The sequence below is a fragment of the Mucilaginibacter sp. P4_D1 genome, assembly GCF_056401935.1.
Map to the genome: position 1 here is coordinate 1 of NZ_JBFUIJ010000015.1, position 12,045 is coordinate 12,045.

The 12,045-nt window shown below is 43.7% G+C and carries 13 protein-coding genes; 5 read left to right on the forward strand and 8 right to left on the reverse strand.

Translation table 11 applies throughout. From position 1 onward, the window contains the following. Positions 1-898 precede the first annotated feature (898 nt). From AC1DV1_RS14800 to trxA, 3 genes are all read right to left on the reverse strand, one after another. Positions 899-2,266 carry an ABC1 kinase family protein gene (locus AC1DV1_RS14800; protein WP_477360462.1) on the reverse strand — a complete coding sequence of 456 codons (1,368 nt, stop codon included), beginning with the start codon at positions 2,264-2,266 and terminating at the stop codon, positions 899-901. A gap of 25 nt (positions 2,267-2,291) precedes the next feature. Beyond that, positions 2,292-2,927, reverse strand: coding sequence for a TetR family transcriptional regulator C-terminal domain-containing protein (locus tag AC1DV1_RS14805; RefSeq protein ID WP_477360464.1), 636 nt, complete (start codon positions 2,925-2,927; stop codon positions 2,292-2,294). A 128-nt stretch (positions 2,928-3,055) separates the two neighbouring features. Next, positions 3,056-3,352 carry a thioredoxin gene (gene trxA, locus AC1DV1_RS14810; RefSeq protein WP_090652262.1) on the reverse strand — a complete coding sequence of 99 codons (297 nt, stop codon included), beginning with the start codon at positions 3,350-3,352 and terminating at the stop codon, positions 3,056-3,058. Positions 3,353-3,499: 147 nt separating this feature from the next. On the opposite strand from trxA, the gene AC1DV1_RS14815 reads away from it, so the two are divergent. Further along, entirely contained in the window at positions 3,500-4,396 is an 897-nt protein-coding gene (locus AC1DV1_RS14815; protein ID WP_477360466.1) for an alpha/beta hydrolase, read from the forward strand. A gap of 313 nt (positions 4,397-4,709) precedes the next feature. Here the strand turns inward: AC1DV1_RS14815 and AC1DV1_RS14820 are convergent, their stop codons facing one another. From AC1DV1_RS14820 to AC1DV1_RS14835, 4 genes are all read right to left on the reverse strand, one after another. Next, positions 4,710-5,654 carry a hypothetical protein gene (locus tag AC1DV1_RS14820; RefSeq protein WP_477360468.1) on the reverse strand — a complete coding sequence of 315 codons (945 nt, stop codon included), beginning with the start codon at positions 5,652-5,654 and terminating at the stop codon, positions 4,710-4,712. A gap of 192 nt (positions 5,655-5,846) precedes the next feature. Further along, positions 5,847-6,215 carry a hypothetical protein gene (locus tag AC1DV1_RS14825; RefSeq protein WP_477360470.1) on the reverse strand — a complete coding sequence of 123 codons (369 nt, stop codon included), beginning with the start codon at positions 6,213-6,215 and terminating at the stop codon, positions 5,847-5,849. A gap of 97 nt (positions 6,216-6,312) precedes the next feature. Continuing rightward, positions 6,313-7,197, reverse strand: a complete 885-nt coding sequence (locus tag AC1DV1_RS14830; RefSeq protein ID WP_477360472.1) for a hypothetical protein — start codon at positions 7,195-7,197, stop codon at positions 6,313-6,315. An 81-nt stretch (positions 7,198-7,278) separates the two neighbouring features. Further along, the gene (locus AC1DV1_RS14835; protein WP_477360474.1) at positions 7,279-7,710 is read right to left on the reverse strand and encodes a hypothetical protein; all 432 of its coding nucleotides are present in this window, start codon (positions 7,708-7,710) and stop codon (positions 7,279-7,281) included. Between the two features lie 212 nt (positions 7,711-7,922). On the opposite strand from AC1DV1_RS14835, the gene AC1DV1_RS14840 reads away from it, so the two are divergent. From AC1DV1_RS14840 to AC1DV1_RS14850, 3 genes are all read left to right on the forward strand, one after another. Next, positions 7,923-8,066, forward strand: a complete 144-nt coding sequence (locus AC1DV1_RS14840) for a hypothetical protein (protein WP_477360476.1) — start codon at positions 7,923-7,925, stop codon at positions 8,064-8,066. 687 nt (positions 8,067-8,753) lie between these two features. Continuing rightward, complete coding sequence (locus tag AC1DV1_RS14845; protein WP_477360478.1) at positions 8,754-9,194, forward strand: hypothetical protein; 441 nt, start codon at positions 8,754-8,756, stop codon at positions 9,192-9,194. Positions 9,195-9,512: 318 nt separating this feature from the next. Then, positions 9,513-10,031 (forward strand): hypothetical protein, encoded by a 519-nt coding sequence (locus AC1DV1_RS14850; RefSeq protein WP_477360480.1) that lies wholly within the window; start codon positions 9,513-9,515, stop codon positions 10,029-10,031. 46 nt (positions 10,032-10,077) lie between these two features. On the opposite strand, the gene AC1DV1_RS14855 is transcribed toward AC1DV1_RS14850, so the two are convergent. Next, on the reverse strand, positions 10,078-11,247 hold the full coding sequence (locus tag AC1DV1_RS14855) for a hypothetical protein (protein ID WP_477360482.1): 1,170 nt from the start codon (positions 11,245-11,247) through the stop codon (positions 10,078-10,080). Between the two features lie 376 nt (positions 11,248-11,623). On the opposite strand from AC1DV1_RS14855, the gene AC1DV1_RS14860 reads away from it, so the two are divergent. Continuing rightward, positions 11,624-11,941 (forward strand): hypothetical protein, encoded by a 318-nt coding sequence (locus AC1DV1_RS14860; RefSeq protein ID WP_477360484.1) that lies wholly within the window; start codon positions 11,624-11,626, stop codon positions 11,939-11,941. The last annotated feature ends 104 nt before the right edge of the window (positions 11,942-12,045 follow it).

Consider the following 12,045-nt stretch of genomic DNA (forward strand, 5'->3'; position numbering starts at 1 on the left):
TTCCGTGTTACTCTACATGATTTTCTATTTCTTAAAAGAACTTTCTCGCTGTGTTACTCTACATGATTTTCTATTTCTTAAAAGAACTTTCTCGCTTCATCATCCGAATCCGCTATATGTTGTCGAAGTTTTACCTTCTTAACTCTTCATTTTTATTACCGGAATCGCTCCGGCTTTTTAACTTCTTTTGCTCCTCAAAGCAACCCTCCGTTTGGGTCTGCAAAGGTAGTAAACCTTTTTACTTTTCCAAAACTTATTTTTTCTTTTTTTTATCTCTCGATCTCTAAAGAATCTCTTCCGTTTTGTCTGCCTAACCCTCTCTCTTTTCTCCCTCCGTGGCGGGGTGCAAAAGTAGTAAACTTTTTCGCTTTCCGAAATTTTATCTGAAGTTTTTTTGARCCTTCGTTTTATTCTCTCTCACCTACCCCCGCTTCAAAAAAGMCCTTCAGTAACCTTTCTAAGAACAATCCCGCTTCCTTATTTGCGGGCTGCAAAGGTASAYRCTTTTAACACTTATCCAAACTGTTTTTAACATTTACTTTACAATAAAMKRTAACTMGCTATYGATCAGAGAATAAAAATAAAGCGAGTACCTATTATTAGCGAATTATTGAGGGATATGCAGCGGCTAACTTAACTATATGGTATACCTATATATTAATAGTATCATTCACCACAACTTTGCCGCATAGCCTTTTTTGTGTTATTCTCGGAAAATCATGTGGCCGTAATCAACATTGTAGGTCTCCTGCTGCACAGGGCCATCAAAAATAAGATACCGCACAACAGTCAATCTTATTCCGGTTAATATATATCAACACACCAATATGAAACCACTTAATAAAACTTGATATGTAAATTCAAAAGCCCCCTCCAGAAAGAGAGGGCTGGGTAAGTGTCAATATTCCAAAACCACGTGTGGTTTAAATGTATCTGTCTTTACTTCGGCCTTCAATTCATGCAATATATTGTATAGGCCAAAGTTGGTGCGGTTTACATATATAAAGTGTTTAACGCCCCGCGCCTGTTTAAACTCGGGCATTTTGGATAGGCGCTCGCCAAAAGCAAAAAGCTTGTCGAAGAACTCTGATTGGCTGAAATCGAAGTGATCATCAATATAAGGCATGGCAAACAGGCTTATCATTTCTTTAAACTGGCCGTAAAAAAACTCAACCTGCGCCGGGGTATCATCTTTACGGATCATATCCAGCAAACGGAAGGCTTTAATAGTTTCTTCCTTATTATCCAACAGATTGGTTGAAGTAAGCGAGAAGAAAGGGTAGTAAAAATCCTCCGGCATCTCTTTAATACAACCAAAATCGATACATCCCAATTTACCTTCGGGAGTTATCAGGAAGTTGCCAGGATGCGGGTCGGCGTGCACAGCGCGCATCTCGTGTTGCTGAAAATTGTAAAAATCCCAAAGGGCCTGCCCTATCTGGTTCCGCAATTCCTGCGATGGGTTGGCGGCTAAAAACTCTTTAAGGTGTTTACCTTCCAACCAATCCATAGTAATAATACGCTTGCTGCTCAACTCCGGGTAATAAGTAGGGAATACTACATTATCCAAATTGGCGCATGCGGTAGAAAATTCAATAGAGCGGCGTACTTCCAGTTCGTAGTCGGTTTCTTCCAGCAGGCGCTCTTCAACCTCGCTCATGTACACATTCAATTCCTTTTCGCTCATGCCCAGCATCCTGAAGGCAAATGGTTTGATAAGTTTCAGATCGGACGAGATAGATTCGCCCACACCGGGATACTGAATTTTTACGGCCAGTTTCTTACCGTTGAGTTCGGCCTGGTGAACCTGCCCTATCGATGCGGCATTGTTTGACCGGATGTTGAATTTATCGTAGATCTGATCGGGATTTTTCCCAAAATATTTCCTGAACGTTTGCACAATCAGCGGCCCCGAAAGTGGCGGCGCATTGTATTGCGATTGTGTGAACTTATCTACATATGCCTGTGGCAGCAGGTTTTTATCCATGCTAAGCATCTGTGCTACTTTAAGGGCGCTGCCTTTAAGCTCGCTTAATGATTGGTAAATATCAGCTGCATTATCCTCGTTCAGCTCAGATTTATCCATATCCGGTTTAAACAATTTTTTTGAATAATGCTTAATATAATTGCCGCCTATTTTAAAACCAGTTTTTACAAACTTGGCGCTGCGTTCTACTTTGGTTGTCGGTATGCTATTTTGTTCGGGCGAAGCTCCCTGTGAATATTCTCCACCGGCCGATGGAAAATCTGTTTCGCTATCTGTCATAATAATTTTTAAAGTCCATACTCCTTTACATCCCGCCGTTTTTCACCAGGAATTTTCCGTATTCAAATAAATTGTCGATGGGTGAGCGTTGGAAAAGGTCGAACGTTACATTGACGCCTTTTTCAATAGCCTCATCCGTTTTCTCAAATCCCGTAGAATTATCATTTACCCAAAAGTTGAGTACAAATACAAATTGTACCCAAAGCGCATCTTTATAGCGTTTGCTGAAAAATTTACGGTCGGTAAGTTCCGTGGTTTCTATGCCTTCCTTCAATATATCTTCGGCAAAGCTTTCGAAAGCAGTTTTCATCGGTTCAAACACGCGGGGCGTAGTAAAACCTCTTGGCTGTTTTTTGATGGAATATATTGCAAAGCTGCGGCCGCCCTTAAGCAGCTCAAAAAAACCGTAAAAGTAAGATAAAGCCCTTTCGCGGGCAGAATATTGTGCCCAAACTTCCTGGCTTTTTATTTCGGCGATTGTTTTAGTTGTAAAACCTGCCCAAATAGCTTGCTCCACGGCTTCAAACGAGCCATAAAACTGGTAAAACTCAGCCTCGGTCATTTCATTTTGCTTGGCGAATACATATACCGAGTTAGGCTCCGAGCCTTCGGTTAGCACATAATCAATATATGCGTTCTGGATACTTTCGATAGTTGCCATATTTGATTTGGTTGGCCTCACCTAAATCCTCTCCAAAGGCGAGCACTTTTGATTGGCGCGTTAGTTATAAATTTATTTTTCAAATTGTTATTTGTACCCGTCCCCTCTAGAGAGGGCCCGATTGAAGCTTATATAAACATCTCCACAGTACGCTGCAGCTCTCTTGCCTGTACAACACCCGCCTGGCGCCATTTGGTTTGTCCTTTTTGGAATATCATTAACGTTGGTACACTTTGTACACGGTATGCGCTTGCCGCTTGCGGGTTTTTATCAATATCAATTTTGATGATTTTTACTTTATCGCCAAGGGCGTGTTTTACATCCTTTAGTATAGGAGGCATCATTTTACAGGGGCCGCACCACTCGGCCGAAAAATCGACCAATACCGGAATTTCTGAAGCTATTATATCCTGGAAATTTGCCATGATTTTTTTGCTGTTTAGTCGATTGCTGATGGTTAATAGTTATCTGCTATCATTATCAATAATAACCATTATTTTAGATAAAAGTTTACTGAACAGACGCTTAATTGGAAATATGACTTTCCGACTATGAACCCTTAACTATTGACTATGAACAAGACCACAGCAACCAGCATTTACCTAACGCTGGCACTTTTTATTACATCGTTTGGGGCGTTTGCGCAAGACAAACCCACCGTTATACCACTTTGGCCAAATGGTGCACCCGGCTTTGAAAACAGGCGAAATGAGCCCGAGCAGGCTAAGGATTACTGGGTAAAAAACATTGACAATCCCTCGCTTACAGTTTTTACTCCGCCGGCAGGTAAAGCCAATGGCACGGCTGTGGTGATATGCCCTGGCGGCGGCCACCGGTTGTTAGTTTATACCGCCGAGGGGATTGAACCGGCAAAATATCTTAATGATCTGGGTATTACTGTATTTGTGCTAAAGTACCGTTTAGGCCGTGATACCCTATCGCCATATAAAATTGATGTGCACGCCAAACAGGATGGGTACCGGGCAATGCGCCTGGTACGCAGCAAGGCGGCCGAATATGGCCTGGACACCAACAGGATAGGCCTGATGGGCTTTTCGGCAGGCGGCGAGGTTGTTGATATGGTTGCTTTTGGCGATGGCAAAGGCGATCCTAATGCCCCCGACCCAGTTGACAGGCAGAGCGCCGGCCCTAAGTTTATCATACAGATTTACCCCGGCCCCTTATACATACCGGACGTGGTACCGGCCAACGCCCCTCCAGCCTTTTTATTAGCAGCCAATGACGACCCATGTTGCGCGGTGCCGGTGGTAAGTTTGATGCAAAAATACCGCGATGCTAAGGTGCCCATCGAAGTGCATTTGTATGCCCGGGGCGCCCACGGTTTCAACATGGGCAAACGCTCAAAATTACAAAGCATCAGTACCTGGCCACAACGTTTGGCCGACTGGCTGGCCGACAACGGTTACCTAAACCCGGCAAGTAAGGAACGGAAGAAAATTTTGCATTAATTATCAAGAAAACTTCTTAAAAGGCCATTTCCATGCCAAAATAGGGTAAAAAACAGTAAATTTTGAGCATTAAATTGGCACCCATTAATAAAAAAACATGCAAAAATCTTACAAAAAATACATTTTTTGCAACTTTAAAAAGCACCCATCCAACTGTCGACAATCAATGAACCCGGCACACCGTTTCATCGTCGGCTAATCATAAAAACAGCCCTGCTATCACCATCGATAACCGGGCTGTTTCGTTATTATTTTCCTTCCCCGACATGCATCCCTGCAAATCAAAAACACCCCCTTCAGGGGGCTGGGGGGATTATTGTATTTTATAACAACTTTCGGTAAAGGCTGTGCTTCTGGAAGCTGCGTATACTACGTTGTTTAATATTTGGTAACCGATGGTAACACTTCGCATCTGGCGTACCAAAACAACGCCGGTAGCATTGTCAATCACATAAACACCGTTGGTATTGCTATTTGAATAAGTTTGGCGCTGTGCGCTTTCAAAGGCGATAGTAGTGGTTTTATCTGTTTTCGATTCTATCCAGAACGTATTTTTTACACTATTACCAGCGCCGGCGGTGGTGGTATCCACCCAGGTGTAACCTTTTTTCATGGTTTGAAACGCTGCGTAATCTACGGTTAACCCTAAAGAGCTGCCTTTAACCAACTGATCATTTTGTAAACCTGTAAATGCAAATAGCGTATCATTAAAGGCCTGGTTACCGCCACCTTTGATATCAAAAATAGTGTCGCGGGTGCCCAGGGTAACATTAGCCGTTTGCCCAACCATAGCGGTAAGCCGTTTTTGGATATACGAACTGGTATCTGATGGCAGATCGGAGTTATAGGCCATCGATTTGCCCATAGCAAACAACGTATCGGCAATGCGTTTGGTAGTAACCGCAACCGCGAAACCCGACTTTGTGGCATCGGTAACATTGTAGTTTTTTGTCACCGATGAGTTGCTGCTGATACTAAACTTTTGATCATACCGCTGCAAAACGGTGTTTGAGTTTACCAGGGTAGTTTTTTGATACCCATCGCCTTTTTTAAACGCAAGCTGCCGGTGCTCATCAGCAACTGCCGCAGGCAGTATTAAAGGTGTAATCACTGTAGCATTTAACAGGGCGCTTGCCGGCAGTTCCGTCGCTTTTTTCATATCAAGCTTGCGGGGTGCCGTTTGTGCAAAGCATATTCCGGCTACCACCGCAAGCGATAGCGTTAAAATGGCTTTTAGTTTTTTTATATGTGTTCTCATTTTATCTTTTTTATGATTGAGGCCGTAATTTGATTTTGTTTATGGCTTGTTCATGGTCCATAAGTCATGGTTCATAGTTTTGTCCGTGGCTTATTTAAATCATCGTTCATGGTTCATAGCGCGAAAAATTGCCCTAAACCTGTTCTGTAGAATTTAAAAAAAGGCTATGAACCATGAACAAACAACCGTGAACTACCCCACATTTACCATTAATGCAACGGTTTTAAGCCAGGTATTGGCGGCGGCATTTTTATCGGCGGCGGCGTTGGTATCGGCGGCGGCGGTACTATCGGCGGCACCTGCGGTATCGGCGGCGGCGGCGTTATTGGCGGCGGCGGCGTAATCGGCGGTGGCGGCGTTATTGGTGGCGGCGGTGTTATCGGCGGCGGCGGCGTTATTGGCGGTGGCGGCGTTATCGGCGGCGGTTGCGTTATCGGCGGCGGCGTTGGTATCGGCGGCGGCGTTGGTATTGGTGGCGGCGTCGGTATTGGCGGCGGCGTTGGTATTGGTGGCGGCGTTTTTATGGGCGGTACCGGCGGTATCGGCGGTGGTACGTTCCAATCCGAGCGGTTGCTTTGCGCTTTGGCATGCTTTACACCTGCCAGTAATGTTGCCATGGCAAACATTGATGTGATGATTATCTTTTTCATAATGTAAATTATTTGGTCATTAATCGGGTAAGTGAAAGTGGTAGTCCAATCGAAAAAACCATATTGGCCCTATCTGATGAGTATTTTGTTAAGTTGGCCACACCAATGCCCAGGCTAATTGGCGTTTTAAATGGACGTATACCAGCCGATAGGCCTAAGTTCATACCCGTCCACTCGGCGTTGAAAGTTAAATGGCGCACTACTTCAAATGATACGCTTCCAAACACAGCTGTGCCGTGCTTGCCTTTGCCGGCAGCAATATCTTTGGGGCTTTTTTCATAAAACCGGCCACTACCCAGGCCAATGGTATAGCTAAGCCTCGAACTGCCAGGCGTTAACGACGGCACCGTTTGTACCGCATGGCTTATCGCCATAAAAAAGGTTGCTCCCGGCGAATCCGAATATTTATCGGCTGCAAATACCTGAAGCGCCCCCGCCGCTATACTTGTACCGGTAAACAGTTTACGGCTCAGGATAAAATTTGCCGAAAAATTCTGGAGCCTGTGTACATCGGTCATGTTTAAGCTGGCTGCAAAATTTACCGCTTCAACCGGGTCACCTACGCAAGCGCCCAGCGAGGCAATTAAATCGGCTTTATTGTTTCTGTACACTTCGGGGTACGCACCGCCCAGGCCGCCAAAAATATACATCCCGTAACCGCCAAAGCCGGTTGGCGTTAAAAGGGCCGACGGTGCATCGCTGGGGTAAAGTTCGCGCTGGCCCACCTGGGGCACTTCCTCCGTGACAACCACATTGGGTTTCACTGCTAAAAACGAATCGATTTGTTGCTTTAATTCTTTTTCGAATGAGTTTTGGCTAAATGCTGATTGAGCTAACAGGCAAAGCGCTATTACCGCACAATACAGGAATGGCAGCCGTGATTTACAAATCATGGTGATGAAAATTAGGTTAAGTAATAAGTAGGTTGATAATTATAGCACCTGCTGATTGGCAACAGGCTGGTTATGCTTTAACTAAGTTGTAATTTTTTTATGACAAAACAATATTCTTTGCCAAATAAATTCAGCGGGCTTAAACTGTAGCAATGTGGCCATATATCCTCCTGTTTCTGTTGAGTTACTAACGGCGGATGGCTGCTGATAACGGTATGCCCACGGCGATTGCAGCATCGTTACATGGCCATGCCGGGCAGGCAAATACAGGCTTACCGCCCGGCCCCCGTTTATCGGGACTGCATCCAAACAAAGCATGCCGGTAAACTCAGGCAAATTTGTAAAGGGCAGGGCGCAAATATGTTTTGCCATTTGCTTTGCATACGCCTTGCTTGTTTTTAGGGGCTTGGGCTTATCCCTTGATATTATCATTGCGCTTTCGGAAGATTTTTCCTGCGCAAGCGCTGTTATACAAAACAGCATAATTACAATTGTGGCTATCAGGTATTCCATTTTTTTAGGTTAATGGGGTTTTAAAAAAGGGGTGTAGGGAGCGGGTGTGTAAGCAATTCACCTGTGCGGTTAAGGGCTAAATAAGTATATTTTTATCATGGTGGTTTTGGTTGTTTGTTAGTACAATTTTACGGCGCAGCGAGGGGGCGCGCAATACAAAGTAGTTTGTATTTTTGGGGGAGATTGGGGCTCGGAGCCTAAGGTATGAAACCATGATTTTAGCATTAGATGTACATTATAAAGCAGCAGGGGCCAAAGCAGTTGGCGTTTTGTTTAATTGGGAAGATACTTTTGTTGAAGAAGTAATCATCGAGTACATAAACGAGGTAGCCGACTATGTACCCCGCCGACGTTGATGAAGCCAACAACAGGGGCCCCGCGGATACGCCTCACCGAAGTTTGAGCTTTTTAAACAACATGTTTTACTGAGAGGCACCACATCGGGTGGGAATCCAATGCAGGATGCAGGCAAAACGAATTAATATAATGAAGCCGATGATGAGCTGGTGGCTTTTTTGTAGACCTATAAAACTATGCCATTGCGAGCAACAAAGCAATCGGCGACTGTGCAGGGATTTGCAAGTGGGAGATTGCTTCGTACCTCAATGACGGTAGTTTAGTACATTCGTTTAACTATATCCGTAGCACATCATAACGATTTTTTTCAGATTTTACCTGATAGGCAACTCGCAATTACGCATGAGTATTTATGATCAAAAAACTTGATACTTACTACTTGCTATTAAGAGGGCGTTGCCTGCGGCCAGGCTCTATGCTCATACTGCACAGGCCTTAACCACCTTGGCCGGTATCCGCGCCGATCCTTAACGCAAAAATTGTCTGAACCGGGATTTTAAGCAGATTTATCAGATTTTTGGATTTTGAGTCCTGCATAGCGGATGGCCCATATATTAGCAACGGGTTTTAACCTGTTGACCCGGGACAACGCGACTGGAGTTGCGTAGGAACGGCACATATCTGTGCTGAACCGATGAGGCTTTCTCAACAACAGCGAAATTGGTTACATTTGGTTTTGAAGCATTATGGAAACAACAACCTTTACCTACACAAAAGTGCGGCCTATACTGGGTATAACGTTTTTTGGCAGCTTTACAATTTTGTCACTTATTTTGGGCATTCTTATTCAGGACATAAAATTTCGGTTATTTCTTGCTCTTCCTGTTGCATGTTCAATATGGGCAATTATTTATAGTATAAAATACCGCCTCATTCCCGCCATCAGGAATTATCCCATACTCGAAGTTGATGCCGAAAAGTTGGTATTTTATTTAACCGACCGCACCATTTACTGGAAAGACGTGGTTGAGATATCATGGTATTTTAACAAAGGCAGATACCTGTCATTTGAAATGGTGGATGGAAGCAGCAATTTAACCGTGGGAGTTAGCTGGATTGCAGGAAGCGATGATGTAATTTACAGTACTGTTCAGCAGTACTTCGGCCAATCGTTGCAGGAAAAATAAAAAATGCATGGATAGTTATATCGCAAACTGGCATATTGTGTGCAACAATAAACAATTCGATGGTGAGTTTTTATTCCTTGGTAGCAATAGCCACAGATTACCTTCCAATCGTCAGTACAAATAGATAGTGGGATCAATTATCTCCCAGTTTGTAAGATCTTCATAATATATGAACGTTTTTGGCGTATTTGTTTTCATTTAATTGTGTTGATAAGGCCGCGCAATAAAATTATTCTTTTGCCTCGTATTGCCGTTATTTGTGCTGACCTTAAGTGAAAAAGATTTTAAATTTATCTGAACCTGCCAACCAAGTTTCCTATGACACCCAACGACAAAGTTTTAATTGAAGCATATTCACAACAGAAAATTTCACGAGAAAAGCTTTTGGCAAACTACTCAATTGATTTACTTACAGACAAGCAATACGTAATTACCGAACTGGAGGGTGCAATGAAATCAAAGGATTCAACTTATATGGAACATGCCATCACTCTTCTTTATTTATCGGATGTTACTACTGAGTTTGTCGATATATTGAATAGGTTACTTGTATATCCGTATCATTTCCATCATCAGGCAATAACGAAGTTTATACAGGAGTTAAAAAGTCCAAAAAGTATTGCCTATATTGAAAAAGTACTGGCAACAAATTTTGATTTCTTGAAATATACAGCATCAGAAAACGGGGCAATAGCAAAATGGTTTAGTTGGGCTTTATACAGCATCGGCACCAAAGAATCATTTGATATAATCGAAAAATATTCCAACTCTTCGGATGAAGGGATCAGTAATGAAATGCTATATAGATTGAAAAAGATGTCAGTTGATAATTCCTAATCAAGCCGATACGGTTAACAGTTCGCCGGCTTTATTAACTTGCCATCTACAACTCATATGACGATTTCCTGCTCACCTCACTTACCAATTCTTTAATCAACTCCCGTCCGCTTTTCCAGCGTTTTAAGCGATTGGTTTGTTGAATATCCAGCCTGGTTTTAATTTCATTGTCGGGTTGGTAGTAATCCTGCATTATGGTTTTCATAGCATCGTGTACATCAGCTGCAATGCCGTTTAGCAGGAGCTCCGGGTTGGTTTTCACCAGGTCGGCAAGCGCATCGGCCATGCTGGTGGCGTAGTAGGGGCAGTCCCAATCGTGGCGGTAGGGGTTATCGCCTTTAATGTTTACTTTTTGTAAGGGGTGCGAAAGGTCTTCTATTATCTCGGCTATCGCGTCGCCAAATACATGCGAGTATTCGGCAATAAAATGGTTCCACCAGCGCGGGTGATGGGGCAGGTCTTTAAGCAGGGTATCGCAAACCATTACACGGCGGGGGAAATCGGGATTCGCAGGATCCATGATCACCAGCGATGTTCCAAAATGTCCCTCTTCGGGCGAATGTCTGCTGTAGATGACAAAAAACTGGAGTTGGGTCTCTCCTGCTTCATGCATTTGGGCTGTAAGCTCTTTTACATCATATAAACGGTCTTCCAAAAATCCACGCTTAAAAAGCACGTGCAAATTGCCTGCCGACTTTGCCGTGCAGTGCCTGCTATGCTCATCAAATACGTTTCCGTTTGCCGGGCGGCTGCTAAAATGATTGCCACTGTTATACCGGATTTCTTCCGATCCTTCGGGATAGGTGCTGATATCCGCGGTATCGCCAGCCTCGGTTTGCTTGTTGGGATGAACCGAGCGGAAAGGCACATGCATGCGTTCGCTGTCCATCCTGCGGGCAAGGTTATAAATACGCTGTTCAGTGGGCGCCAATAAGGGGTCGCCGGTTATCGGATCAAAATAAACAGCCCGTGCACGCCGACCCAGGTGGCAGGCTATTGACCGGTTGGTTAATAATTGCTGTATAGGGTGCCGCGTATTCAAAAATAAATCGCGCAGCGCGTCATTTGCTAAATAGTCGTCTAATGGCTGATCAAACTGGAGCAGCGTTTTATCCTCGTGGTTATGCACCCATGTGCGCAAAAAATTGTGCACTTCCCACTCGAAACTGCGGTTGGCAGCTTCTGCTATCTCCTTAATACAAGTGCGTTGCTTCATAAACTCCATGGGGGCCAACAGTATCGCGGTGAAAAGCGCGATAAAGGCCAAAAGATACTCATAAATAACAGGATTCTCTTATCTGAACCGGAATTTATCGAATTAAAGAATTAACATTTTTTTGTCTGAACCGGAATTAAACGAATTAGAGAATTAACAGAATTTAAAAGCAAATTCGAGAAATTCTAAAAATTCGTTTAATTCCGGTTCAGACAAAAGTATTAGCGATAGCAGCGGATACCGGCCCAGCGCCTAAGGCCATGTGCGCGAGCGCGGCCCGCAGGGAATGCCATAATTGGAATTATTACTCACCTATAATAAATTCATCCTGCTTACATAGCTTTCACTTATCGTTAAATCTTATACCTTTGCCCCTGTGAAATTCCTTTGTTATCTATCGGCTATTATTGTGCTGCTGCTTACAGCAAAGCCTTGTTGTGCCGATAATGATTGTGGCATTAAAAACACTATCACCAAAAACACCCCGGCCAAATCGTCATCCAAAGAAAAAGATTGCCAGGGTTGTTCGCCATTTTTTGCGTGTGGCGCGTGTACCGGGTTTATTGTTGCCAAAGCGGTTAATCACAGTCCGTTTTTATTGCCCGAAACGCATGTTAAGCATGTTATTGCTTATCATCGCCCATACCCCGAAGATGTTGCCCTTTCCATTTGGCAACCACCCCAGATAAGTTAGTACAATCCAAATTACAGCTATGCAGCTGGCCATTTTGAATTACAATAGAGTCTATTAGCTTTAAGCTTTGTGCATTCTGCTTTTAGCCTCTACATAACTAATTA